General features: G+C 72.7%; 22 protein-coding genes. 13 read left to right on the forward strand and 9 right to left on the reverse strand.

All coding sequences use genetic code 11. The features are described from left to right. Positions 1-111 precede the first annotated feature (111 nt). From ACFQZ6_RS29290 to ACFQZ6_RS29305, 4 genes are all read left to right on the forward strand, one after another. Positions 112-954, forward strand: coding sequence for a nitrilase-related carbon-nitrogen hydrolase (locus ACFQZ6_RS29290; protein ID WP_381614880.1), 843 nt, complete (start codon positions 112-114; stop codon positions 952-954). A 28-nt stretch (positions 955-982) separates the two neighbouring features. Next, positions 983-2,386 carry a dihydropyrimidinase gene (gene hydA, locus ACFQZ6_RS29295; protein WP_381614883.1) on the forward strand — a complete coding sequence of 468 codons (1,404 nt, stop codon included), beginning with the start codon at positions 983-985 and terminating at the stop codon, positions 2,384-2,386. 23 nt (positions 2,387-2,409) lie between these two features. Next, the gene (locus tag ACFQZ6_RS29300) at positions 2,410-3,429 is read left to right on the forward strand and encodes a TIGR03842 family LLM class F420-dependent oxidoreductase (RefSeq protein ID WP_381614886.1); all 1,020 of its coding nucleotides are present in this window, start codon (positions 2,410-2,412) and stop codon (positions 3,427-3,429) included. A gap of 101 nt (positions 3,430-3,530) precedes the next feature. Next, complete coding sequence (locus ACFQZ6_RS29305) at positions 3,531-5,075, forward strand: NCS1 family nucleobase:cation symporter-1 (protein ID WP_381614889.1); 1,545 nt, start codon at positions 3,531-3,533, stop codon at positions 5,073-5,075. Positions 5,076-5,095: 20 nt separating this feature from the next. Here ACFQZ6_RS29305 and ACFQZ6_RS29310 read toward each other — a convergent pair whose 3' ends face one another. The 3 genes from ACFQZ6_RS29310 to ACFQZ6_RS29320 form a co-directional block, all read right to left on the reverse strand. Next, on the reverse strand, positions 5,096-5,776 hold the full coding sequence (locus ACFQZ6_RS29310; RefSeq protein WP_381614891.1) for a hypothetical protein: 681 nt from the start codon (positions 5,774-5,776) through the stop codon (positions 5,096-5,098). A gap of 278 nt (positions 5,777-6,054) precedes the next feature. After that, on the reverse strand, positions 6,055-6,879 hold the full coding sequence (locus ACFQZ6_RS29315) for a class I SAM-dependent methyltransferase (RefSeq protein ID WP_381614894.1): 825 nt from the start codon (positions 6,877-6,879) through the stop codon (positions 6,055-6,057). Continuing rightward, positions 6,876-7,877 (reverse strand): carboxymuconolactone decarboxylase family protein, encoded by a 1,002-nt coding sequence (locus ACFQZ6_RS29320; protein WP_381614897.1) that lies wholly within the window; start codon positions 7,875-7,877, stop codon positions 6,876-6,878. Before ACFQZ6_RS29320 ends, ACFQZ6_RS29315 begins: the two co-directional genes overlap by 4 nt. 165 nt (positions 7,878-8,042) lie before the next feature. Between ACFQZ6_RS29320 and ACFQZ6_RS29325 the strand changes: the two genes are divergently transcribed. Then, positions 8,043-9,194 carry a sensor histidine kinase gene (locus ACFQZ6_RS29325; protein WP_381614900.1) on the forward strand — a complete coding sequence of 384 codons (1,152 nt, stop codon included), beginning with the start codon at positions 8,043-8,045 and terminating at the stop codon, positions 9,192-9,194. Then, a complete protein-coding gene (locus ACFQZ6_RS29330) occupies positions 9,191-9,865 on the forward strand; it encodes a response regulator (protein ID WP_381614903.1) in 675 nt (224 codons plus the stop codon). The genes ACFQZ6_RS29325 and ACFQZ6_RS29330 overlap by 4 nt, the downstream gene beginning before the upstream one ends. A gap of 3 nt (positions 9,866-9,868) precedes the next feature. Here ACFQZ6_RS29330 and ACFQZ6_RS29335 read toward each other — a convergent pair whose 3' ends face one another. From ACFQZ6_RS29335 to ACFQZ6_RS29345, 3 genes are all read right to left on the reverse strand, one after another. Beyond that, a complete protein-coding gene (locus ACFQZ6_RS29335; protein WP_381614906.1) occupies positions 9,869-10,858 on the reverse strand; it encodes a polysaccharide deacetylase family protein in 990 nt (329 codons plus the stop codon). 34 nt (positions 10,859-10,892) lie between these two features. After that, positions 10,893-11,876, reverse strand: coding sequence for a glycoside hydrolase family 11 protein (locus tag ACFQZ6_RS29340; protein WP_381614909.1), 984 nt, complete (start codon positions 11,874-11,876; stop codon positions 10,893-10,895). A 229-nt stretch (positions 11,877-12,105) separates the two neighbouring features. Further along, complete coding sequence (locus ACFQZ6_RS29345) at positions 12,106-13,290, reverse strand: hypothetical protein (RefSeq protein WP_381614912.1); 1,185 nt, start codon at positions 13,288-13,290, stop codon at positions 12,106-12,108. A gap of 110 nt (positions 13,291-13,400) precedes the next feature. Between ACFQZ6_RS29345 and ACFQZ6_RS29350 the strand changes: the two genes are divergently transcribed. The 4 genes from ACFQZ6_RS29350 to ACFQZ6_RS29365 all read left to right on the forward strand — a co-directional run bounded on the left by ACFQZ6_RS29350 (position 13,401) and on the right by ACFQZ6_RS29365 (position 18,332). Then, positions 13,401-15,230, forward strand: a complete 1,830-nt coding sequence (locus tag ACFQZ6_RS29350) for a gamma-glutamyltransferase family protein (protein ID WP_381614915.1) — start codon at positions 13,401-13,403, stop codon at positions 15,228-15,230. A 174-nt stretch (positions 15,231-15,404) separates the two neighbouring features. Then, complete coding sequence (locus ACFQZ6_RS29355; protein WP_381614918.1) at positions 15,405-16,262, forward strand: inositol monophosphatase family protein; 858 nt, start codon at positions 15,405-15,407, stop codon at positions 16,260-16,262. Positions 16,263-16,361: 99 nt separating this feature from the next. Next, on the forward strand, positions 16,362-17,771 hold the full coding sequence (locus tag ACFQZ6_RS29360) for a phytoene desaturase family protein (RefSeq protein ID WP_381614921.1): 1,410 nt from the start codon (positions 16,362-16,364) through the stop codon (positions 17,769-17,771). Positions 17,772-17,822: 51 nt separating this feature from the next. Next, positions 17,823-18,332: an O-acetyl-ADP-ribose deacetylase gene (locus ACFQZ6_RS29365; RefSeq protein WP_381614923.1), complete on the forward strand. Its 510-nt coding sequence runs from the start codon at positions 17,823-17,825 to the stop codon at positions 18,330-18,332. Between the two features lie 20 nt (positions 18,333-18,352). Here ACFQZ6_RS29365 and ACFQZ6_RS29370 read toward each other — a convergent pair whose 3' ends face one another. The 3 genes from ACFQZ6_RS29370 to ACFQZ6_RS29380 all read right to left on the reverse strand — a co-directional run bounded on the left by ACFQZ6_RS29370 (position 18,353) and on the right by ACFQZ6_RS29380 (position 20,296). Next, positions 18,353-18,547 (reverse strand): hypothetical protein, encoded by a 195-nt coding sequence (locus ACFQZ6_RS29370; RefSeq protein WP_381614926.1) that lies wholly within the window; start codon positions 18,545-18,547, stop codon positions 18,353-18,355. A gap of 196 nt (positions 18,548-18,743) precedes the next feature. Next, complete coding sequence (locus ACFQZ6_RS29375; RefSeq protein WP_381614928.1) at positions 18,744-19,547, reverse strand: MBL fold metallo-hydrolase; 804 nt, start codon at positions 19,545-19,547, stop codon at positions 18,744-18,746. A 134-nt stretch (positions 19,548-19,681) separates the two neighbouring features. Next, complete coding sequence (locus ACFQZ6_RS29380; RefSeq protein ID WP_381614931.1) at positions 19,682-20,296, reverse strand: ABATE domain-containing protein; 615 nt, start codon at positions 20,294-20,296, stop codon at positions 19,682-19,684. A 252-nt stretch (positions 20,297-20,548) separates the two neighbouring features. Here ACFQZ6_RS29380 and ACFQZ6_RS29385 point away from each other — a divergent pair, with 252 nt between their 5' ends. The 3 genes from ACFQZ6_RS29385 to ACFQZ6_RS29395 all read left to right on the forward strand — a co-directional run bounded on the left by ACFQZ6_RS29385 (position 20,549) and on the right by ACFQZ6_RS29395 (position 25,371). Further along, positions 20,549-24,499: a glycoside hydrolase family 2 TIM barrel-domain containing protein gene (locus tag ACFQZ6_RS29385; protein ID WP_381614934.1), complete on the forward strand. Its 3,951-nt coding sequence runs from the start codon at positions 20,549-20,551 to the stop codon at positions 24,497-24,499. Positions 24,500-24,587: 88 nt separating this feature from the next. Then, on the forward strand, positions 24,588-25,013 hold the full coding sequence (locus ACFQZ6_RS29390; RefSeq protein WP_381614937.1) for a CBS domain-containing protein: 426 nt from the start codon (positions 24,588-24,590) through the stop codon (positions 25,011-25,013). A 16-nt stretch (positions 25,014-25,029) separates the two neighbouring features. Next, on the forward strand, positions 25,030-25,371 hold the full coding sequence (locus tag ACFQZ6_RS29395) for a DUF6343 family protein (RefSeq protein WP_381614940.1): 342 nt from the start codon (positions 25,030-25,032) through the stop codon (positions 25,369-25,371). The last annotated feature ends 76 nt before the right edge of the window (positions 25,372-25,447 follow it).

Consider the following 25,447-nt stretch of genomic DNA (forward strand, 5'->3'; position numbering starts at 1 on the left):
AAGGCGTGACACGGTGGCACGCCGGGGTGCCGCGGACGTGACACGGTGTACCTCAACGACGACTTCCGGACTTCCTAGGCTCACCGCACACCCAGCCAACCGGAGGTCCCGATGAGCAGAGTGATCCGTGCCGCCGTCTTCCAGACCGCCTGGACCGGCGACAAGGAGTCGATGATCCGGGTACATGAGCGGGCCGCCCGGGACGCCGCCGCGCAGGGCGCCCAAGTGCTGTGCTTCCAGGAGCTGTTCTACGGGCCCTACTTCTGCCAGGTGCAGGACCCGGCGTTCTACGAGTACGCCGAGCAGGTGCCGGACGGGCCGATCGTGCAGCGGTTCCAGGCGCTGGCGCGGGAGTTGGGGCTCGTCCTGGTGCTGCCCATGTACGAGGAGGAGCAGCCGGGGGTCCTCTACAACACCGCCGCCGTGATCGACGCGGACGGGTCCTACCTCGGCAAGTACCGCAAGACGCACATCCCGCAGGTCAAGGGGTTCTGGGAGAAGTTCTACTTCCGGCCCGGCAACAGCGGCTGGCCCGTCTTCGACACCGCGGTGGGGAAGGTCGGGGTCTACATCTGCTACGACCGGCACTTCCCGGAGGGGTGGCGGGCGCTCGGGCTCGCGGGGGCCGAGATCGTCTTCAACCCGTCGGCCACCTCGCGCGGGCTGTCCGGCTATCTGTGGCAGTTGGAGCAGCCCGCCGCGGCGGTCGCCAACGAGTACTTCGTCGGCGCCATCAACCGGGTCGGGGTCGAGGAGTACGGCGACAACGACTTCTACGGCACGAGCTACTTCGTCGATCCCGAGGCGCAGTTCGTGGGGGAGGTGGCCAGCGACAAGGAGAGCGAACTCGTCGTGCGCGACCTGGACCTGGCCAAGCTGCGGGAGGTCCGCGACCGCTGGCAGTTCTACCGGGACCGCGCGCCGGGCGCCTACGGTCCGCTGACCGCGCCCTGACCGTACCGACCTTGGCAGGAGGAGCAGCATGAGCAGCCGTACCGTCATCCGCGGCGGTCTCGTCATCACCGCGTCCGACGAGATGCACGCCGACGTCCTGATCGAGGACGGCCGTATCGCCGCCCTCGCCGCCTCCGGCACCCCGGCCGCCGAGGCATTCAGCGCCGAGCGGGTCATCGACGCGACCGGGAGGTACGTCATCCCGGGCGGCGTCGACGCCCACACGCACATGGAGCTGCCGTTCGGCGGCACCTTCGCCTCCGACACCTTCGAGACCGGCACCCGCGCCGCCGCCTGGGGCGGCACGACCACGATCGTCGACTTCGCGGTGCAGAGCGTCGGGCGCTCGCTGCGCGAAGGGCTCGACGCCTGGCACGCCAAGGCGGAGGGCAACTGCGCGGTCGACTACGCCTTCCACATGATCGTCTCCGATGTGCGGGAGGAGACGCTCAAGGAGATGGATCTGCTGGTGGAGGAGGGGGTCACCTCCTTCAAGCAGTTCATGGCCTATCCGGGGGTGTTCTACTCCGACGACGGGCAGATCCTGCGGGCCATGCAGCGGTCCGCCGAGAACGGCGGGCTGATCATGATGCACGCCGAGAACGGGATCGCCATCGATGTGCTGGTGGAGCAGGCGCTGGCCCGCGGGGAGACCGATCCGCGCTACCACGGGGAGGTGCGCAAGGCCCTCCTTGAGGCGGAGGCCACCCATCGGGCCATCCGGCTCGCGCAGGTCGCGGGGGCGCCGCTGTACGTCGTCCATGTGTCGGCGATGGAGGCCGTGGCGGAGCTGGCCAGGGCGCGGGACGCCGGGCTGAACGTGTTCGGGGAGACCTGCCCGCAGTACCTGTTCCTGTCCACCGACAACCTCGCCGAGCCCGGCTTCGAGGGCGCCAAGTACGTGTGCAGTACGCCGCTCAGGCCCCGGGAGCACCAGGCCGAGCTGTGGAAGGGGCTGCGGACCAACGACCTCCAGGTGGTGTCCACCGACCACTGCCCGTTCTGCTTCAGCGGGCAGAAGGAGCTGGGGCGCGGCGACTTCTCGAAGATCCCCAACGGGCTGCCGGGGGTGGAGAACCGGATGGACCTGCTCCACCAGGCCGTCCTCGACGGGCACATCTCCCGGCGCCGGTGGATCGAGATCGCCTGCGCCACCCCGGCGCGGATGTTCGGCCTGTACCCGAAGAAGGGCACCATCGCGCCGGGCGCGGACGCCGACGTCGTCATCTACGACCCGGGCGCCGAGCAGGTCATCTCCGCCGTGACCCACCACATGAACGTCGACTACTCGGCCTACGAGGGCAGGAGCGTCACCGGCAGGGTCGAGACCGTCCTCTCGCGCGGGGTGCCCGTCATCACCGAGCGGGAGTACACGGGGCACGCCGGGCACGGCGTGTACACCCCCCGCTCCACCTGCCAGTACCTCCACTAGGACCCGAACAAGGAGCGGCCCTCATGGACTTCGGACTCGTACTTCAGACGGACCCGCCCGCGTCCCGGGTCATCTCCCTGATGAAGCGCGCCGAACGCAACGGCTTCCGGTACGGCTGGACCTTCGACTCCGCCGTGCTGTGGCAGGAACCCTTCGTCATCTACAGCCAGATCCTCGCCCAGACGCAGAAGCTCACCGTCGGCCCGATGGTCACCAACCCGGGCACCCGCACCTGGGAGGTCACCGCCTCCACCTTCGCCACCCTCAACGACATGTACGGCAACCGCACCGTGTGCGGCATCGGACGCGGCGACTCCGCGATGCGCGTCGCCGGGCGCAGGCCCAACACCCTCGCCCGGATCAGCGAGGCGATGAAGGTCATCCGCGCCCTCGGCAACGGCCAGGAGGCCGACCTCGGCGGTACGGTCATCAGGTTCCCGTGGATCAAGGAGGACGCGCGGCTGCCGGTGTGGATGGCCGCGTACGGGCCCAGGGCGCTGAAGCTGACCGGTGAGGAGGCCGACGGGTTCATCCTCCAGCTCGCCGACCTCTACCTCACCGAGTACATGGTCAAGGCCGTCAAGGACGCCGCCGTCGCCGCCGGGCGCGATCCGGCGGACGTGACCGTCTGCGTCGCCGCGCCCGCCTACGTCACCGCCGACGACTCGCCCGAGGCGCTCGCCCACGCGCGCGAGCAGTGCCGCTGGTTCGGCGGGATGGTCGGCAACCACGTCGCTGACCTGGTCGCCAAGTACGGCGCCGACGGCAGCGTCGTACCGCCCGAACTCACCGACTACATCAAGGCCCGCGAGGGCTACGACTACTCCCACCACGGGCGCAGCGGCAACCCGGACACCCAGTTCGTGCCGGACGAGATCGTCGACCGGTTCTGCCTGGTCGGGCCGGTCGAGAAGCACGTGGAGAAGCTGAACGCGCTGCGCGAGCTGGGCGTCGACCAGTTCGCCGTGTACGACATGCACGACGCGCAGGAGGCCGTGATCGACGCCTACGGGCAGCACGTCATCCCCGCCGTCAACGGCTGAACCGCCCGTCTCTCCCTGTCTCCCCTCCCCGCCGTCCCGGGGAGGGGTCCGGGCCTCCGCACGGCCTCTCCCGTCCCCTTTCTCCCCTGATTGGCCTGCTCATGACAGATAGGGTCTCCGTGCTCGGCGCGCCAGACGGCCGCGTCGAACTCGACGCCGACGCCTTCCCCGCCGACAGCCCCTTCGCCAACGACGACCTGCGTCCCGTACCGCTCGCCGAGCGGCGCTGGACGACGTACAACTTCGCCGCGCTGTGGATCGGCATGGCGGTCAACGTGCCCTCCTGGACGCTCGCCGCCGGGCTGGTCGCGCTCGGCATGGACTGGAAGCAGTCCGTGCTCACCATCGCCCTCGGCAACGTCATCGTGCTGCTGCCGATGCTGCTCACCGGGCACGCCGGACCCAAGTACGGCATACCCTTCCCCGTGCTCGCGCGGGCCTCCTTCGGGCTGCGCGGCGCCAATCTGCCCGCGCTGCTGCGGGGGTTGGTGGCGTGCGCCTGGTTCGGCATCCAGACCTGGATCGGCGGGCAGTCCATCTTCTTCCTCGCCGGAAAGCTCTTCGGCGGCGGGAGCTGGTGGACCGACGCCGGGAAGGCCGCCGGGTACCCGTGGACGCAGTGGCTGTGCTTCCTGCTGTTCTTCGCCGTGGAGATCGTCATCATCCTGCGCGGCATGGACGCCGTACGGCGGCTGGAGAACTGGGCGGCGCCGCTGATGCTCGCCGGTGCGGTGGCGCTGCTGGTGTGGATCGCCGACAAGGCGGGCGGGTTCGGGCCGCTGCTCGACCAGCCGTCCCAGCTCGGGTGGGGCGCCGACTTCTGGAAGGTCTTCTTCCCGGCGCTGATGGGCATGATCGGCTTCTGGTCGACGCTGTCGCTGAACATCCCCGACTTCACCCGGTTCGGCGCCGGGCAGAAGGCCCAGGTCTGGGGGCAGACCCTGGGACTGCCCACCACCATGGCCGCGTTCGCGCTGCTGTCGGTGCTGGTGACGTCCGGTTCGGTGGCCGTCTACGGCGAGCCGATCTGGGACCCCAGCCAGCTCGCCGCGCGGATGGACAGCGAGGTCGGGGTGCTGTTCGCGCTGTTCGTGCTGCTGCTCGCCACGCTGTCCACGAACCTCGCCGCCAACCTGGTCAGTCCCGCCTACGACCTGTCCAATCTGGCACCGAAGCTGATCACTTTCCGTAGCGGTGCGATCATCGCCTGCTTCATCGGTGTCGTGATCTTCCCGTGGAAGCTGATCGAGAACCCGGACATCTACATCTTCACCTGGCTGGGCACCGTCGGCGGACTGCTCGGCACCGTCGCGGGCATCCTCATCGCCGACTACTGGATCGTCCGCCGTACCCGCCTGGAGCTGCGCGGCCTGTACAGCGGGCCCGGCAGCCCCTACTGGTACTCCTCCGGGTGGAACTGGCGGGCGCTCGTGGCCTTCGCGGCCGGTGCCGTGCTCGCCGTGGGCGGGTCGTACTCCAACGTGGACGCCGACGGGAACAAGGCCGGGCCCTTCCCCGCCGACGGACTGGTCCCGTTCCTCCAGCCGCTCGCCGACTACGGGTGGGCAGTCGGCCTCGGCACCTCGCTGGTGGTGTACGTGGCACTCATGGCGTCGGTGGCACGGCGACCCGCCGACGCCGCCTGAGCCGGGGCGCCCGCGGACGGTCAGCTCTGCTGGGACTGGCCGTCCGCCAGCGCCGCCACCGCCTCCTTGGCGGCCTTGATGGCGCCCTTGTTGATCTCGTCCGTGCTCGGCGCCTTCTTCGACTCGAAGTCACTGCCGTTGTAGGTGACGGCGACCAGCGCGTTGGCGGCCCGCACGAGGACGACGCCTTCGCGGGTCTGCTGCCCGTCCTCGGTGGTGAGGTTCACCACCGAGTAGGCGGTGTCCCCGAGGCCCGGGACCTCGCCGCCGCCGCTCTTCTCCGTGGTGCGCGCCGTGTACGACTTCTCCGCCGCCGACTCGTTCTGCATGATCTCGAAGGACACGTCGAGCCAGCGGTAGTCGTAGCCCTTCAGCGCGTTCCACGAGCAGGTGCGGCGCTTGTCGGTGTCCGTCGACGGGATCTCCTTGCCCGCCGTCTTGGCGCCGGGCACCAGCGACGTGATCGTCTTCTTCGCCATGCTGGTGCAGGGCGCGGGCGCGGTGGTGTACGTCCTCGACTCCGCCGTCGACGACGGGGCGGACGGCTCGGCCGCCGACCGGTTCTCGGACTGCGGGTTGTCGTTGGCCTTGGCGGTCGGCGTGGCGTCGGGACCGGACGTGAGGGCCCAGCCCGCGCAGGCGAGCACCGCGACGGGGGCCAGCCGCGCGGTGAGGGCGAGCGGCAGAGGAAGTGAACGCACGGCGCACTTTTCGGTGGGGGAGGGTGCGGAGCGGGGGTCCGCACTGCGGACGGGACGCCAGTGTCACACGACTGCCTGTGGGGCGAAAGTGCCAACTCGCTGTGTGCCCGGGTGGTGACAGCGGGCCCACCGTGAGCGGGCCGGAGCGGGGTGGTGCGTCCGGGCGCGGGACGGTTCGCACGCGCGCGTGCGTGTTCGGTGCGGTTCATGGCCGTCCGGGGCGTATCCGTGCCCACGGTGGCACGCGCGCGTGGTGGGGTGCCTGGCGCCGGTGCCGGTCATGCGGGGCGGGTCGCCCGCACCAGCCAGACGCCCGTGCGCAGCCGTACGCCGTGGGGCGTCTCGTACGGGCTCAGGGCGTCCGCCAGTTCGGCGCGCAGGGCGGGGGAGAACGTACGCCCGCGGGCGTCCCGGGAGAGCGCGAAGTCGACGGCGTCGGCCGCGTCCCGGCCCCACACCGTCCACACGTCGACGGGGTCGACGGTGACGTCCTCGTAGCCGTTGAGGGCCTGTTGGAGGGCCGCCGGGTCGGACAGGGACATCATCGCGGTGTGCGCGGCCTCCGCGTCGGCGTCCGGCGCGCCGAGCAGCCGCCCGAACGGGGCGAACGCCCGCACTTCCTGGCTGTCCGGCCCGGCCGGGCGGGGGCAGACGAACACCAGCCGCCCGCCCGGCCGCAGCGCCCGCGCGAGGTTCGCGAAGGCCGCCGCGTGGTCGGCGAAGAACATCACCCCGCCGCGGCTGACGATCACGTCGTAGCCGTTCGCCGGGAAGGGGTGCGTCTGCGCGTCGGCCTCCACGTAGGTGACGTTGGTGAGGCGCTCGGCGGCGGTGCGCCGCCGGGCCAGGCGCAGCAGCGGCGCGGACAGGTCGACGCCGACGACATGGCTGCGGGCGGCCCGCCGTGCCGCGATCCGGGTGGTGGCGCCCGAGCCGCAGCCGACGTCGAGGACCCGGTCGGCCACCGTGACGCCCGCCGCGTCGAACAGTACGTCGTTCAGCTCGGCCAGCATGGTGTCGTAGCGGTCGGCGTGGGCGGCCCAGTGGGCGCCGAAGGGGCCGTTCCAGGCGCGCGCCTGGCGGGGATGGGCGATGCCGGTCATGCCGTCTCCTCCGCGGGGCGCGCGCTCAGGGCGCGTTCGATGCGGTCGACGGCGGCGAACGCGCCGTAGGCGACCAGGTGGACCAGGCAGTGGTCGGTGTGCTCGGGCCGCCGCCAGGCCGCCACGTCCGCCCCGGTGATCCGGTACGGCGCCAGCGCGGCCAGCAGCGCCAACCGGGCGCCGGGACGCTCGGCGCGGTCCGGGAAGGCGGCGTGCGTAAGCGACGGGTGCGAGCCGTCCCAGGCCGCCAGGGTCCGCCGTACGAGGGCCCGCTCGTCCTCGGGCAGCAGGCCCGCGCCCAGGGTGGCGGCGCGGCGCAGCGCCGCGTACGCCGGACCGACGGGACTGTCGCCCGCCCACGCGGGGGCGTCGCCGGGGTCGTCCAGGAGGGCGAGGGAGGCGCCCGGGACGGCGGTGCGGCGCACGGTGGCGGACAGGGAGCGGCCCGCCATGCTGCGCACCGCCCGGAACCGCTGGACGCCCGCCGGGAGCAGGTCCTCCGTCACCAGCGCCGACACGATCCGGTTGACGAAGTGGAACGCGAACGCCGTGCCGAGGTACGCGGGCAGCTCCGCGCGGGGGAACGGGTACGGCTCCAGCGCGGCGCCCGGGACGCGGGTGCGCCGACCCCAGTCGAGCAGCCGCGCGTGCTCCTCGTTCTCGGGCCGCTGCCCGCGCGCCAGGCGCTCGGCGAGGGCGTGGTCGCCGGTGGCGTGCAGCAGCACGGTGTGCGCGTCCACGCAGAACGGGCACTGGTTGGCGAGCGACACCCCGAGCGCGACCAGCTCCCTGTCGGTGCGGCTCCCGGCGCCCGCGATCAGCGACTCGCGGGTCAGGGCCCAGGCCGCGGTGAGGAGTTCGGGCGCGGAGGACAGGATGACGAAGGTCGGCGGGCGGTCGACGCCGAAGTCCCGGGAGAGCTGCTCGTAGGTCGCGGCGACCCGGCCGGTGGCCGACCTCGGCGCCGGGGGGCTGGTGAAGCGGAACGGTGTGGACATGGCAGCACTGTCGCCGCCCGCCCGGCCCCGAAGCGTCGTACGGCCGGAGGCAGTTGCCGCTGCTCCGGGCGGGTGGGCGCGGCGGGCGACTACTCCGCCGGGAGTAGCGCGGGAGTTATCCACAGGTCGGACGCCGTCGTCGGTGCCGCCGTCTAGGGTTCGGACATGGACAGGCACCAGGTCAGGCGCGGACGGCTCGCCGACGCGGCCCTCGCGGCCGTGGTCGGCGCCCTCGTGGTGACCACGGCCGCCTTCGACGACGGCACGACAGCCGTCGACTACACGCTGGCCGTGCTCGCGAGCGCGGCGCTCGCCTTCTACCGCACCGCCCCGCGCGCCGTCCTCGCGGTGGCGACGGCGACCGGCACGGCGTACGTGCTGCACGCCCACCCCGGCCCCCTCGCCGCGCTGCCCGTGCTGAGCGCCGTGCACACCGCGGCGCGCGCCGGTCACCGGGGGCTGGGCGCGGTCGCCGGACTGGTGTTCCTCGCCGGGTACCTGACCACGGGGCCGACCACCGGGGAGGTCGTCGAGCGGACCGCGCTGCTCGTGGGCTGGTTCCTGTGCGCGGTGGCCACCGGCATGGCCGACCGCAACTGGCAGGCGTACCTGCGCCAGACCGAGCAGCGCGCCCTGGAGGCCGAGCGCACCCGCGAGGAGGCGGCGCTGCGGCGCGCCGGGGAGGAGCGGCTGCGCATCGCGCGCGAGCTGCACGACTCGCTCACCCACAGCATCTCCATCGTCAAGCTCCAGGCGGGCGTCGCCGTCCACCTCGCCCGCAAACGCGGCGACGAGGTGCCGCCCGCGCTGCTCGCCATCCAGGAGGCCAGCGGCGAGGCGATGCGCGAACTGCGGGCCACGCTCGAGGTGCTGCGCACGGACGAGCCGACCGGCACCTGCGAACAGCTCGTGGAGCGGGCCCGCGCGGCGGGTCTCGCCGTCGAGCTGACGGTCACCGGCGACGGACGGCCGCTGCCGGAGTGCGTCGACCGGGCCGCGTACCGCATCGTCCAGGAGGCCCTCACCAACGCGGCCCGGCACGCGGGCCCGGCGAAGGTGACCGTCCGCCTCGACCACGGGCCGGACACCCTGGAGATACGCGTGGACGACGACGGGTCGGCCGACCCGGCCCGCCCGCCACGGCCCGGCACCGGACTCACCGGTATGCGCGAACGCGTCACCGCGCTCGGCGGCACCCTGCACGCCGCCCCACGCGCGACGGGCGGCTTCTCGGTGTGGGTCGAACTGCCCCTGGGTGGACCGCCGTTGCGGGAAGGGGAGAGAAGACCGGTGACGGGCGGGGGTGTGCGCCGGTGACGGGGCCGATCCGGGTGGCGCTCGTCGACGACCAGGCGCTGATGCGCGCCGGGTTCCGCGCCCTGCTGGAGGCGGAGGACGGCATCGAGGTCGTCGGGGAGGCGGCGGACGGGGAGCAGGGGCTGGCGCTGGTGCGTGACCAGGTCCCCGACATCGCCCTCGTCGACGTGCAGATGCCGGTGCTGTCGGGCATCGAGACGACCCGCCGGATCGCCGCCGACCCGGCCCTGGCCGCCGTACGCGTGGTGATCCTCACCAACTACGGCTTCGACAGCTACGTCTTCGAGGCGCTGCGGGCGGGGGCGAGCGGGTTCCTGCTGAAGGACACCGAACCGGCCGACCTGCTCCAGGCCATCGAGGTCGTCGCCCGGGGCGAGGCCCTGCTGTCGCCGTCGGTCACCCGCACCCTGATCGGCGAGTTCGTGTCCCGGCCCCCGGACCGGGCCACCGCGCCGGGCCTGGAGTCGCTGACCCGGCGCGAACGCGAGGTGACCGCGCTCGCCGCCCGCGGGCTGACCAACGAGGAGATCGCCGCGCACATGGTCATCAGCCCGTACACCGCCAAGACCCACGTCAGCCGGGCCATGACCAAGCTGGGCGCTCGGGATCGCGCCCAGCTCGTCGTGTTCGCCTATGAGTCGGGACTGGTGACCGCGCGGGGCGGCCGGTGACCGTCAGCTCGTGGAGCAGGAGACGGTCGGCCAGTTCCAGTTGCCGTTGTGCTGGATGGTGACGCCGAAGGTGTTGCCGCTGCCGTTGGGCTTGGCGACGAGCGTCTGGGCGCTCGGGTAGGTGGCGTTGATGTTCCAGGTGGACAGGATCCTGGCGGGGGAGGGGACGTTCATGGTGACCGTCCAGGTGTTGGAGCCGCTGACGGAGACGTTGAGGTTGTAGCGGTCGCTCCACTGCTGGCCCGCGGAGAGGGTCGCCGTGCAGCTACCGCCGCCGCCTCCGCCATCGCCTCCGCCGCCGCTCCCGTCGGGGGCGACCGCGCGGCCCGTCTGCGGCGAGATCATGCCGGAGCACAGCCCGCGGGAGGCCAGGTTCTGCGCGATGCGCGGGATCGCGGCGAGCGTGTTGGCGGGCCAGTCGTGCATGAGGATCACCTGGCCGTTGGTGAGCCGGGAGGCGGCCTGCACGATCGCGTCCGTGCTCGCGTTGTTCCAGTCCTGGGAGTCGACGTCCCAGAGGATCTCGGTCAGACCGTACTTGGACTCGACCGAGCGCAGCGTCGAGTTGGTCTCCCCGTACGGCGGCCGGAACAGTTTCGGCGTGCCGCCCCCGCCGTTCGCGATCGCCTGCTGGGTGCGGGAGATCTCCGAGTCCATCTGCGACTGGCTGAGCTGGGTCATGTGCGGGTGGGTGTAGCTGTGGTTGCCGACCCACATCCCCGCGTCGACCTGGGCCCTGACCAGGGCCGGGTTGGCGGCGGCGTTGTTGCCCTGGTTGAACATCGTGGCCCGCAGCCCGTTCTGCTTGAGCGCGTTGAGCAGGGCCGAGGTGTTGCCGGACGGGCCGTCGTCGAAGGTCAGAGCGACGTAGCCGGAACAGGCCGCCGCCCGCTCCGGGGCGGCGTTGACCGCCGCGGTGCCCGTCACGGCCAGCGCCCCGACGGCGAGACCGGTGAGCAGGCCGCGCAGGGCCAGGCGTGGTGTGGTGCGCATGGGGGTGCGTCCTCCTGTGGTGGCCGGGGTGGGGTCAGCTGGTACTGCACGAGACCGAGGGCCAGGTCCAGTTGCCGTTGTGCTGGATGGTGACGCCGAAGGTGTTGCCGCTGCCGTTGGGCTTGGCGACGAGCGTCTGGGCGCTCGGGTAGGTGGCGTTGATGTTCCAGGTGGACAGGACCTTCGCCGGGGAGGGGACGTTCATGGTCACGGTCCAGGTGTTGGAGCCGCTGACGGAGACGTTGAGGTTGTAGCGGTCGCTCCACTGCTGGCCCGCGGAGAGGGTCGCCGTGCAGCCACCGCCGCCACCGCCCCCGCCTCCGCCACCGCCGCCACCGCCGTCGGAACCACCGCTGCCGACGGTGATGTTGGAGCTGCCGCTGCTCTGGTAACCCTCGGTCGCCATGATCATGTAGTAGTTGAAGCTGCCGAGCTGCATCCCGGCGCGGGACCAGGCGTCGAAGTGGTTGCCGGTCGTGATGGTGCCGCCGGTCCGCTTCTGCTGCCGCACGCTCCAGTACTGGTCGAAGGTGCGGGTGCCTTCGACGGAGGGCTGGTTGTAGCGGGTCGTCTTGTAGATGTCGTAGGTGCCGCCGTCGCTGGTGACGGTGCCCATGAACGTGCCGGTGGGCCGGTAGGTGCCCCAGTTGTCGACGATGTAGTACTCGACGAGCGGGTTGGACGTCCAGCCGTAGAGCGCGAGGTAGGCGTTGCCCGACGGGTTGAAGCTGCCCGAGTAGGTCACCGCCCTGCGGCCACCGTTGCTCCAGCCCTTGCCGGCGACGAAGTTGCCGGTGTTGCTCCACCGGGTGCTGTAGTTCCCACCGGAACTCATGTTCATGGAGACCGTGCCGGGCGAGTCGGTCCAGAACGAGTAGTAGTACCCCTCGTGCGTGCCGGTCTGGTTGCTGTTGACGACCGTGTCGGCGTGCGCCGTCGACGGGATCAGCAGCGTGATCACGGCGGCCAGGACGAGGGTCCAGCCGCGTCTGAGACTTCGGACACTGAGCGCGTTCATCTCCGTGCTTCCTCCAGGGGGAAGTGGGGGTGCGGGTTGCGCGGTACGAACGGCGACAGTGTTGGTGTGGCCTCGTCAAGTGTCAACGGTTTCGGTAATTGTTTCGAAACTTGCGGGTGCGGGGTGAGTGCTGCTGCGAGAGTGAAGGTGCAGCTCATAGGCACTTATGGTGGTGAATGGATCTAGTCGAAGAAGTGACCGAGGATCGCTAGATCAAATGCCTGGACAGTCAGCTTCGAATGTTTCGAAGCTCGCTGACGCGGTCGAGCAACCCGCACACCGCCACCCCCACGACGAGGAAGGCGCCCATCGCCGACAGCAGCGTGACCTCCGCGTACGACGGTGGCGTCACCCGCGCCGCCAGGGCGGCGGCCAGGCTCCCCCCGACGACGGCGCCGCCGAGGCGGACGACCAGCCGCACACCGTGCGCGTCCGGCGTCTCCCGGACGGCCCGCACGCAGGCCACCACCCCCGTCAGCGCGCCGACCGCGAGGGCGAGCGGGGGCGTGCCGAACAACAGGCCGTAGCGGATCGCCAGGGCGGGCACGAAGAACAGCAGGAGCCAGTGGCGCAGGGCGCGCACCACGAAGGACAGCGTCGGCGAGGAGGCGTCGGACACGCGCGGGGCCAGGCCCGCCCGCAACCCCAGCAGCGCGACGGACGCCGCCAGCGCCAGCGGCAGCCGGTCGTCCAAGCGGCCCAGGCTGTACAGCAGCGCGGTGTCGTACACCACCAGCACCAGCGCGCCCAGCGCCCCCAGCGAACCGATGAACACCAACAGGCCCGGCACCGAGGCCGGTACCCGCGAGGTGGCGCCGTCCCGCGCCGCCAGCCACGCGAGGAACAGCGGGGTGAGGACGGCCGAGAGCGCGCGGATCAGCAGGTCGTCGACCGTGTAGGGGTTCCGCAGGTCCCACTCCACCAGGCAGAACACGGCCGTGTACGACACCGAGGCCGCGGGCAGCAGGGCCGAGCGCGCGATCCGGCGGTACAGGTCGGCGTCCAGCCACCGCACGACCGTCGCGAACGCCAGCAGCACGAAGGGGAGTTCCAGGAACGCCTGCACCCGCAGCAGGCTCGGCGCGAGCAGACCGGGCAGGGGCCAGTGCTCGGCCAGCGCGCGCACGACGGGGTGCTCCGACGCCAGGTCGAACCAACCGGCGGGCAGGTACCGGGCGATGAACGCCGGGTCGCCGTCGTGCACGCGCAGCACGTACACGGTGAACAGCACCTGGTCGACGTAGACCAGCGCGGTCACCAGCGCCAGCCAGACGGGAGGCGACGAGAGACGGCGGCCGACCACCGTCCCGACGGCGTCGGGACGACGCCGGGCCAGGACACGCGGGGCGACCGCGAGGGCGGCCAGGGCCGACGCGATCACCACCGCGTCCACGAGTATCCGTACGCCGTTCATGAGCGCGGACGCAACCCTGGCGTCCGTTTCGTCCTCCGTCCAGGTCCCGGGCCTGATCGCCGGTGTGCAACCCTGCCACAAGCGGACCCGCACCCCCAGCGAGGTGAGAGATGCAGTTCACGACCCGACCCACCCTCCAGGGCACCTTCGGGATGGTGTCCTCCACGCACTGGCTGGCGTCGCAGTCGGCGATGGCCGTGCTGGAGGACGGCGGCAACGCCTACGACGCCGCCGTGGCGGGGGCGTTCGTGCTGCACGTGGTCGAGCCGCATCTGAACGGGCCGGGTGGTGAGGTGCCGATCCTGCTCGCCCCGGCGGGGGGTGAGGTGCGGGTGGTGTGCGGGCAGGGTGTCGCACCGGCGGGCGCGACCGTCGCGCACTACCAGGGGCTCGGACTGGAGCTGGTGCCCGGCACCGGGCCGCTCGCCGCCGCCGTGCCCGGTGCCTTCGACGCCTGGATGCTGCTGCTGCGCGACCACGGCACCAAGCCCCTCGACGACGTGCTCAAGTACGCCATCGGGTACGCCGAACACGGGCACGCGCCCGTGGAGCGCGTCGGGCAGACCGTCGCGACGGTGCGGGAGCTGTTCGAGACGGAGTGGACGTCGTCGGCGGAGGTGTACCTGCCCGGCGGCAGGCCGCCGTGCCCCGGTGAGCTGCTGCGCAACCCCGCCCTCGCCGCCACCTGGAAGCGGCTGCTCGCCGAGACCGCCGCGGCGGGCGACCGGGAGGCGCGGATCGACGCCGCGCGGGAGGTGTGGCGCACCGGGTTCATAGCCGAGGCCCTGGTACGGCAGTCCCAGCGGCCCACCATGGACACCAGCGGCGAGCGCCACACCGGCACCCTCACCGCCGCCGACCTCGCCACCTGGTCCGCGACCTACGAGGCCCCCGCGACGTACGACTGGAACGGCTGGACCGTCTGCAAGGCCGGGCCCTGGAGCCAGGGCCCCGTCTTCCTCCAGCAACTCGCGCTGCTCCCGCCCGAACTCCCGCCGTACGGCTCGGCCGACTACGTCCATCTGCTGGTCGAGGGCTGCAAGCTCGCCATGGCCGACCGGGAGGCGTGGTACGGCGACGCCGCCGACGTCCCCCTGGACGAGCTGCTGTCGGACGGGTACAACGCCGGGCGGCGCGCCCTCGTCGGGGACACGGCCTCCTCTGAGCTGCGGCCGGGCAGCCCCGGCGGACGCGTGCCGCGGCTGTGCGGGCACGCGCGCGTGGTGGCCGACGAGGACCCCGGGTTCAGCCCGATGGGGGTGGGCGAGCCGACGGTCGCCAAGAGTCCGCTGTCCCCCGTGCCCGGCGAACCCGACGTGGCGGCGGACGGCGCCACCCGCGGGGACACCTGCCACATCGACGTCGTCGACCGCTGGGGCAACATGGTCGCCGCGACGCCCAGCGGCGGCTGGCTCCAGTCCAACCCGGTCGTGCCCGAACTGGGCTTCCCGCTCGGCACCCGGCTCCAGATGACCTGGCTGGAGGAGGGGCTGCCGAACTCCCTCACCCCGGGCCGCCGCCCCCGCACCACCCTCACTCCGACGATCGTCCTGCGCGACGGCGTGCCCATCCTGGCCTTCGGCACCCCCGGCGGCGACCAGCAGGACCAGTGGCAACTGCACTTCTTCCTGGACGTCGTCCAGCGCCCCGGCGTCCGCGGCGGCCCCGACCTCCAGGGTGCCGTCGACGCCCCGAACTGGCACAACGACAGCTTCCCCGGCTCCTTCTACCCGCGCGGGATGCGCCCCGGCAGCGTCACCGTCGAGGCGCGCACGGACCCCGCCGTCGTCGCGGAGCTGCGGCGCCGGGGCCACCACGTCGTCGTCGGCGACGCCTGGTCCGAGGGACGGCTGTGCGTGGTGGCCCGGGACCCCGCCACGGGGGTGCTGTCGGCGGCGGCGAACCCGCGCGGGATGCAGGGGTACGCGGTCGGGCGCTGAGCCGGGCGGTCGATGCAGGGGTACGCGGTCGGGCGCTGAGCCGGGCGGCCGACGCAGGGGTACGCGGTCGGGCGCGGTGCCGGGCGGCCGACGACCTGGACGCGTTCATGCGCATTCCATCCGGAGTGCACCGGCCGGGTGGGGATTGTCAGTGGGGCGTGCTCTCATGGACGCATGATCGATGACAGTGAAACCATCGACGGGTTTCTCGCCCGGCACTCGGCCGACGTGGAGGAGGCGGTCCGCAAGGCCGCCGCGGCCGAGATCATGCCGCGCTTCCGGCAGCTCGCCGCGCACGAGGTCGACGAGAAGACCGGACCGCACGACCTGGTGACCGACGCCGACCGCAACGCCGAGCTGTACCTGACCGTGGCCCTGGCCGCCCTGTTGCCCGGTTCCGTGGTCGTCGGCGAGGAGGCGGTGCACGCCAACCCGTCGTCGTACGGGGCGATCCGCGGCGAGGCGCCGGTCTGGATCGTCGACCCGGTCGACGGGACGCGGCAGTTCGTGCGCGGCGAGGAGGGCTTCTGCACGCTGGTCGCCCTGGCCGTCGGCGGAGTCGTCGTCGGCTCCTGGACGTACGCCCCCGCCCGTGACCAACTCGCCGTCGCCGTGCGGGGGAAGGGCGCCTTCCTCGACGGGCGGCAGTTGCGTGCCGGGTCGCCCGACCCCGGCCGTGACCTGCGGATCGCCACCTCCCACCCGGACTACACCACCGACGAGGAGAAGCGGGCGCTGCTCGCCCTGCGCACCGACGGCGTCTCGCCGCGGCCCTGCGGCTCCGCCGGTCTCGAGTACCTCGCGATAGCCCGCGGGGAGGTGGACGCCGTGGCCTTCTCCTGGGAAGCCGCCTGGGACCACGCGGCGGGCCTGCTCCTCGTGGAGGAGGCGGGCGGCGCCCACCTGACCCGCGCGGGCCAGCCGTTCCGCATCACCGGCGGCAACGCCCTGCCGTTCACCGCGGCACGCGACACGGCCACGGCCCGCCGGGTGGCGGGGCTGCTGGCGGGCGGGGCGGCGGCGGGGGACTGAGACAGGGGGTGCCCGGACCGCCCGGCGCGGTGTCCGTGCCCCCGCATATCCTGAGGTTCAGTGGCCATCGGCAGACGAAGGGGTCCGAAGGTGCCGTCGATGCTCGACGCGGTCGTGGTGGGAGCGGGGCCGAACGGGCTGACCGCTGCCGTGGAGCTGGCCCGCCGCGGCTTCTCCGTGGCCGTCTTCGAGGCGCGGGACACCATCGGCGGGGGCGCCCGCACCGAGGAGCTGACCCTCCCCGGCTTCCGGCACGACCCGTGCTCCGCCGCCCACCCCCTCGGCATCAACTCCCCGGCGTTCCGCGCCCTCCCCCTGGACCGGTACGGCCTGGAGTGGCTGCACCCCGAGCTGCCCATGGCGCACCCCTTCGCGGGCGGCACCGCCGCCGTGCTGGCCCGCTCGGTCGCCGAGACGGCGGCCTCCTTCGGCCCCCGGGACGCGGGCCCGTACCGCAGGCTCGTCGAGCCCTTCCTGCCCAAGTGGGACACCCTCGCGCGGGACTTCATGTCCCTGCCGCTCACCGCGCTGCCCCGCGACCCGGTCACCCTGGCCCGCTTCGGCCTCGTCGGCCTGCCCCCGTCGACATGGCTGACCCGACGGTTCCGCGACGAACCCGCCAAGACCCTCTTCGCCGGGCTCGTCGCCCACGTCATGGCCCCGCTGTCCGGCTTCGCCACCGGCGCCATCGGCCTGGTCTTCGCCCTCGCCGCGCACGCCCGCGGCTGGCCCGTGGCCCGCGGCGGCTCCCAGGCGGTCTCCGACGCGCTCGCCGGGTACCTGAAGGACCTCGGCGGTACCGTCCACACCGACTACGAGGTGAAACGCCTCGACGACCTGCCGCCCGCCCGCGCCTACGTCTTCGACACCTCACCCACCGCCCTGGCCCGGATCGCGGGCCTCGGCAGCACGTACGCCGGGTACCGGTACGGCCCCGGCGTCTTCAAGATCGACTACGCGCTGGACGGCCCGGTGCCCTGGACCGCCGAGGACGCGCGCCGCGCCGGGACGGTGCAGATCGGCGCCGACAGCGCGGAGATCGGCACGGCGCTGCGCGCGGCGTCCAGGGAGGGCCGCGCGCCCGACCGGCCGTTCCTGATCACCGTGCAGCCCAGCGTCGTGGACCCGTCCCGGGCCCCGGCGGGCCAGCACGTCTTCTGGGCGTACGGCCACGTACCGCACGGCTGGACCGGCGACCTCACCGACGCCATAGAACGCCAACTGGAGCGGTACGCACCGGGGTTCCGCGATCGTGTGCTGGCCCGCGCCACCGCGGGCCCGCCCGAGATCGCCGCCCGCAACGCCAACTACGTCGGCGGCGACATCGCCTCCGGCGCGGTCAGCGGCCTCCAGACGGTACTGCGCCCCCGGCTCTCCCTGTTCCCGTACGCCACCGCGCACCCGGCCGTCTTCATCTGCTCGTCGGCCACCCCGCCGGGCCCCGGGGTGCACGGCATGTCCGGGCACAACGCGGCGAAGGCGGTCTGGCGGCGACTGCGGCAGACCTGACCGGCGACCGGGCGAGCGGCACGACGACGTACGGCGAACGAAAGACACCCCATGACCACGATCACGCTCATCCAGGGCGACATCACCCGGCAGCGCGCCGACGCGATCGTCAACGCGGCCAACTCCTCCCTCCTCGGCGGAGGCGGCGTGGACGGCGCCATCCACCGGCGCGGCGGCCCCGCCATCCTCCGCGAGTGCCGCGCCCTGCGCGCCTCGCGGTACGGCAAGGGCCTGCCCACCGGCCGCGCGGTCGCCACCACCGCCGGGGAGCTGGACGCCCGCTGGGTGATCCACACCGTCGGCCCCGTGTACAGCGACGCCGAGGACCGCTCCGACCTGCTGGCCTCCTGCTACCGGGAGTCCCTGCGCGTCGCCGACGGACTCGGCGCCCGCACGGTCGCGTTCCCGGCGATCTCCACCGGCGTCTTCCGCTGGCCGATGGCCGACGCGGCCCGGATCGCGGTCCACACGGTCCGGGAGACGGAGACGGCCGTCGAAGAGGTCAGCTTCGTCCTCTTCGACGAGCGGGCGTACGAGGCGTTCGCGGCGCAGGTCGGCTGATCACCAGCGGGGGTGGTGGCTCAGGGCGCGGTCCGGAACCCCAGCAGGCCGCCCACCTCGACGGAGAGCGGGAGGAGGGTGTCGTAGTCGGCCGGAGGAACACGGAAACCATGCCGGTGGACGGCGGCCAGGAATTCCTCGGGCAGGTCGATGCGGTAGTGCTCGACGTGTTTCGCCAGGTCCGCGCGCCAGACGAAGGCACCGTCGGTGAGCACGGACGAGCCACCCGGAACGCGGAACGCGCCGTTGATGACGTCCGACGTGAGTTCGGTGACGTCGAGGACGGGGTAACCGGTCAGGGCGGTTCCCGTTCAACGGAGGCTGACGTGCGGCTGATCGGTTTCTACCAGGAGATGGACGCGAACTACGATCCGGCGTGGGGCGGGCCCGTGCCCGCGGGAGTCGGGCAGTTCAGGCTCCCGGTACCCCGAGGTCCAGCACCTTCGCCAGCCCGGCCGTGTCGAACGCGGTGATCAGGTCCTCGCGGCCCTCGGTGAAGTGGGCCCAACTGTCGTAGTGCACGGGGACGACCCGGCGGGCGTCGAGGATGCGTGCCGCCTCGGCGGCCTGGGCGCTGTCCAGGACGAGGGGCTCGCCGTCGAAGAGGAACGGGAAGCGGGGCGCCCCCGCGAAGAGGACGGCGGTGTCGACGGGGCCGAACCGGTCGGCGATCTCGCGCACGGCGTCCAGCGACGCGTTGTCGCCGCTGACGTAGACGGTGGGCAGGCCGTCGCCGGTGAGGACGAAGCCGACGACCTCGCCGGTGAACGGTTCGACCGACTCACGCGGACCGGGACCGTGCACGGCGGGCACGCCGGTCACCGTGACGGTGCCGCCGCCCGGCCGGTCGAGCGTGACCGCCTCCCAGTCGGCCAGGCCCCGCGCCCCGGCGCCGAGACGCCGTCCCCCACCCGGCGTGGTCAGGGTGAGCGGCACGTCCGCGAGCAGGGCGCGCCCGGAGTCGTCGAGGTTGTCGGCGTGCTCGTCGTGGGAGAGCAGGACGACGTCCACCCGGCCGAGGTCGGCGGGCGAGGCCGCGGCGGGCGCCGTCTTGGTCAGGGTCACGCCGGTCCCGGAGAGGTGGTCGCCGGGGGCGTCGAAGGTCGGGTCGGTGAGGAAGCGCAGACCGCCGTACTCGAAGAGGGCGGTGGGGCCGCCGTAGACGTGGACGGGGAACCGGTCGGTGGAAGGAGTGGTGGTCACGGACGACGTCATGGCGGTATCCCTCACGGATAGGTGGGTGAGTATCCGTGAAGGACCGTATCCGCTCCTCATGGATATGGGCAACCCTTTCCGTGAGAAGGCAGGGCGTGCGGGAGTGACGGCTCGCGCCGGAGGTGCAGGGGTGTTCAGGCTCCGCTGCGCCGGGCGTACGCCCGGGCCGCGCGGACCCGGTCGCCGCAGCGCGTCGAGCACCAGTGGCGGCGGCCGTGGGTGCGCAGCAGGAACCGGTCGCACGGCGCCGCGCCGCAGGCGGCGAGGAGGGCGGCGTCCGGGCCGGTGAGCAGGTCGGCGGCGTCGGCGGCGAGGGCCGCGAGGGCGTGGTCCACGGCCTGGTCGGTGGGGTGGAGTTGGACGCGGCGCGGGCCGTCCGTCTCGTCCCAGGTGAGCAGGGGGGCGGTGGGCACGCGCGTCAGCGCCTCGTTCACCGCGCGCAGCGACTCGGCGGGCGCCATCCGCTCCTCGACCCGGGCCGTGAACAGGGCGCGCACATGGCCGCGCAGGGTGCGGGTGCGGGCCGCGCACACCTCGTACATCCGGACGTCCGGCGCGATCAGGTCGCGCCCGAGCAGCCAGCGCCGGGCGGTGTCGGGGGTCTCCAGGGCGTCGTACCGCTGCCCGCCGGGCAGGGCCGCGGTGCTGTCGGCGAAGTCCAGGGAAGGACGCCGGTCGGCGCCCGGCGCGGGCGGCGGAACCGGCTGGACGCCGTCAGCGGGCGCGGCGGACGGGGCGGCCTCCTTCATGCGGCTCATGGTACTGCCCGGCGTTTTCCACGAGCCCGGACCGCGGCTGGGTTCCCCGCGTCCGACCCTCGTCCGCGGTCGGACGGTGATCGTGCTCCCCAGGTGGACGACCGACCCCGCTTCCCCAGGACCGAACAAAGTCCGACGGGGTAATTGATTCGTTTGTGTTCGGAGTTCTAGGGTGGGCCGTCTGTGAGCTGAGCCGCTCTCAGCCCGTGCAGCGCACTGTTCGTCCCGAGGAAGGACACGGTCATGCCGCACCCGCACCCCACGCGCCCTCACACCCACCCCACCACGCCCCCCGAGCGCCCCGCCGTCAGCCGCCGCAGGCTCCTCGAAGGGGGAGCCGCCGTCCTCGGCGCCCTGGCCCTGTCCACGCCGTCGGCCACCGCCCGCCCCCTCGGCCTGCCGGAGGCGTCGGACACCCCGGAGTGGAACGGGAACACCGCCCTCTTCCAGGTCGGCACCGAACCCCCGCACACCACGCTCATGCCGTACGCCGACCTCGACCAGGCCCTCGCGGCCGACCGCACCCGCTCCCCGTACCGGCTGAGCCTCGACGGCACCTGGAAGTTCGCCTACGCCGACCGGCCCGACGACCGCGACCCCGACTTCCACCGCACCGACGTCGACGACAGCGACTGGGACACCCTCCCGGTGCCGTCCGTCTGGCAGTCGCACGGCTACGACTTCCCGATCTACGTCAACATCACCTACCCCTACTGGGGCCCCAACGGCCTCGGCGAGGAACCCCAGCCGCCCGCCGCGCCGACCCGCTACAACCCCGTCGGCCAGTACCGCCGTACCTTCACCGTCCCCCGCGGCTGGGCGGGACGGCGGACGTTCCTGCACTTCGAGGGCGTCAAGTCGGCGCACTACGTGTGGATCAACGGCGAACTCGTCGGCTACAGCGAGGACTCCTTCACCCCCGCCGAGTACGACGTCACCGACCGGCTCAGACCCGGCACCAACCAGATCGCCGTCGAGGTCTACCGCTACTCCGACGGCGACTGGCTGGAGGACCAGGACATGATCCGGCTGAGCGGCATCTTCCGCTCGGTCTACCTGTACTCCACGCCACCGGTGCGCCTGCGCGACTTCCGGCTGGACACCCCGCTGAGCGACGGCCACACGGCGGCGGAGCTGTCGGTGACGGCCACCGTGCGGTCGTACACGGGCGACGGCGGCCGGTACACCGTCGACACCATGCTGTACGACGACCGCGGCCACCCCGTCTGGTCACGTCCTCTCAGTCAGCCCGTCGAGGTCGGTCCCGGCGGCGCGGAGGTCACCGTGCAGGCCGCCCGGTCCGTTCCCGGTCCACGCCTCTGGTCGGCCGAGCACCCCACCCTCTACACCGCCGTACTGCGTCTGCGCGACCCGGCGGGGAAGGTGACCGAGACCCTCTCGCACCGCGTCGGCCTGCGCGAGTTCGCGCTCACGGACGGGCTGATGCGGATCAACGGCCAGCCCGTGTCCCTGCGCGGCACCAACCGGCACGAGATGCACCCCGACCGGGGCATGGCGCTCACCCGCGCCGACATGGTCGAGGACATCAGGATCATCAAGCGGATGAACATGAACTCGGTCCGCACCTCGCACTACCCGGACAACCCGCTGTGGCTGGAACTCGCCGACGAGTACGGCCTGTACCTCGTCGACGAGACCAACCTGGAGACCCACGGCATCCGCGGCGAGTACCCCGGCAACCACCCCGACTGGACCGAGGCGTGCGTCGCCCGTGCCCAGAACATGGTGCACCGCGACAAGAACCACGCCAGCGTCGTCATCTGGTCCCTCGGCAACGAGGCGGGCGGCGGCAGCACGTTCACCGCCATGCACGACTGGATCCGCTCCTACGACACCACCCGCGTCATCCAGTACGAGGGCGACGACCGGCCCGGCGTCAGCGACATCCGCTCCGAGATGTACGACAGCCCCGCCCGCGTCGAGCAGCGCGCCCGGGACACCGCCGACACCCGGCCGTACGTGATGATCGAGTACTCCCACGCGATGGGGAACTCCAACGGCAACTTCAAGGAGTACTGGGACGTCGTACGCCGCCACGACGTCCTCCAGGGCGGCTGGATCTGGGACTTCATGGACCAGGCGCTGACCTGGCCCACCCCCGCCCGCACCCGGTTCACCGAGTCGGGCCCGCTCGGGCTGCGCGGGGAACTGCTCGCCCCGAGCGGCACCTTCGACCGGGAGCACGGCGTGTCCGGCGGCACGGTCTTCGCCCGCGACCCCGGCCTCGACCTCACCGGCTCGCTCACCCTGGAAGCGTGGATCACCCCGCGGGTCACGGGCTACCACCAGCCGATCGTCGCCAAGGGCGACACCCAGTACGCGCTGAAGCAGACCAACAAGAACCTCGAGTTCTTCATCTACGACAGCGGCCAGTGGGTCAGCGTGAACTGGGCGCTCCCGGGCGACGGCTGGACCGGCGCCGAGCACCACGTCGCGGGAGTCTTCGACGCGGCGGCGGGCACCCTGACCCTGTGGGTGGACGGCGCGGTGCGCGCCACCCGGACGACCACCAGGCGCCCGTCCGTCACCACGGCGCCGCTCGCCCTCGGCACCGACGTCGACAACCCCAGCCGCGAGTTCAGCGGCACCATCCGGCGGGCCCGCGTCCACGCCCGCGCGCTCACCGCCGCCGAACTGGCCGACGCGGGCCGGGGCCCCGGCGACGAGGGCGTGCGGTTCTGGTTCGACGCCGCCACCGTCGACGTCAGCGAACGGCGGCCCCGCGAGCGGACCTTCCTCTCCTACGGCGGCGACTGGGGCGACAACCCCAACGACGGCAACTTCGGCGCGGACGGCATCGTCACCGCCGACCGGCGGCACACCGGCAAGGCGGCGGAGGTCAAGCGGATCTACCAGGCCGTCCACGCCGCCCTCGCCTCCACAGGCGGCACCCCCGGCGCGGTCACCGTCACCCTCACCAACGAGCACCTCTTCACCAACCTCCGCGAGTACGACGGCAGTTGGACGCTGTCCGCCGACGGCGAGGTGGTCCGGCGCGGTCGGCTCACCCGCGCCCAACTGGACCTGCCCCCGCTGTCCAGCAAGGACGTCACCCTGCCCGTACGCCCGCCCGCCGACCCGGCGCCCGGCACGGAGTACTTCCTGCGGCTGTCCTTCACCACCAAGGAGCCCACCCCCTGGGCGGACGCCGGTTTCGAGGTGGCCGCCGACCAGCTCCCCCTCGACCTCCCCAGCCCGGCACCCCGCCCCGCACCCCTGACCAGCGTGCCGCCGCTGTCCTACGACGACGGCGACACGGCCGTCACCGTCACCGGCCGGGACTTCTCCGTCACCGTCGACAAGCGCACCGGCGTGATCACCTCGTACGAGGCCGGGGGCGTCCGCCTGCTGACCTCGGGACCCGCGCCGAACTTCTGGCGGGCGCCCACCGACAACGACCGGGGCAACGGCCAGCACATCCGCAACCAGACCTGGCGGGACGCCGGGGCCCGGCGCGAGGTGACGGGCGTACGGGTGCGGGCGCTGGGGGACAGGGCCGTCGAGATCGCCGTCGACGGGACCCTGCCGACGAGCACGCGGTCGACGTACGGCACGACGTACACCGTCTTCGGGGACGCCGAGATCAAGGTCGACCACACCCTGCACCCGGGCGCCGCCACCCTCCCCTACATCCCGGAGGTCGGCAGCCTGCTCCTCCTCCCGGCCCGGCTGTACCGCCTGCACTACTTCGGCCGCGGCCCCGAGGAGAACCACTGGGACCGCAACCACGGCACCGACGTCGGCCGCTACTCCAGCACGGTCGCCGAGCAGTGGACCCCCTACATCCGCCCCCAGGAGAACGGCAACAAGACCGACGTCCGCTGGATCGCCCTCACCGGCCGCGACGGCGTCGGCCTGCTCGCCTCCGCCCCGCCCGGCGGGCCCCTCCTGGAGGTCAACGCCTCGCACTTCACCCCGGAGGACCTCTCCCTCGGCGCCCGCCACGACTACCAGCTCACCCCGCGCGAGGAGGTCGTCCTGCGGCTGAACCACCGGCAGATGGGCGTCGGCGGCGACAACAGCTGGGGCGCCCACACCCATGACGCGTACAAGCTCTTCACCGACCGCGACTACGCCTACACCTACCGGCTCCGCCCGGTCACCGACCTCCGCGAGGCCCCCGCGCTGGCCCGGCGGGAGACGGCGACGGAGCTGGGCGCCGAAGACGGATAGCCGGACAGCGGTGTGCGGCGGCCCGGGCGCGGTACTCCGTATGCCGTAGCCCGGCCCACGCACGACCGCACCCACCCGGGAGGCCCCCATGACCCGGCGGATACGTGACCTGATGTCGCCCGGGGCAGCCGCCGTCGAACCCATGACGACGGTGGCGAGGGCCGCCCGGGTGATGCGTGAGCAGGACGTCGGAGAGGTCCTGGTGGCCTACGACTGCGACCTCTTCGGCGTCCTCACGGACCGTGACATCGCGGTGCGCGCCGTCGCCGAGGGCCGCGACCCGCGGGTCACCACGGTCGGCGCGGTCTGCACCCGCCCGCCCGTGGTGACGCTGACCCCCGACGACACCACGGACCGGGCGATCGCGCTGATGCGCCGGTACGCCGTCCGCAGGCTCCCGGTCGTCGAGCACGGCGGCTGCCCGGTCGGCGTGGTCAGCCTCGGTGACCTGGCCACCACCGAGGACCCGCACTCCGCGCTGGCGGACATCAGCCGCGCCGCCCCGAACCACTGACCGAAGCGAGGCCCGTATGTCCCCCTCCGACTCGCGGGACCCGTACCACCCGCCGGTGCCCCGCTCCCGCTCCGGCGCCTTCGGGCGCCGCTCCCCGCGCACCGGCACCGAACCGGTCACCGCGCAGAGCGACCTGCGGCTGCGCCTGCTGCTCACGGTCGTCTTCCTGCCGCTCTTCGTCGCGGCGACGGTCGGCTTCGCCGTCTGGGCGGCCCGCTCGGGCCCCGGCGACTCACCCGGCAGCGGGGTGCTGACCGGCCTGGCCGTCGGCTGCGGCGTGCTCGCGCTGATCGCCACCGTGGACGGTGCGGTCGTACGGCGCCGGATGCGCCGCGAGCGCGGATCGCCGGGCCGGTAGAGGGCCCGCGGTGTGGCGGGGAGCGCGCCGGAGCGAAAGAATCCCTGGTGCGCCGTACGGAACGCGACGGACCGCA

Source organism: Streptomyces flavalbus, from assembly GCF_042674625.1.
Lineage (GTDB): Bacteria > Actinomycetota > Actinomycetes > Streptomycetales > Streptomycetaceae > Streptomyces > Streptomyces flavalbus.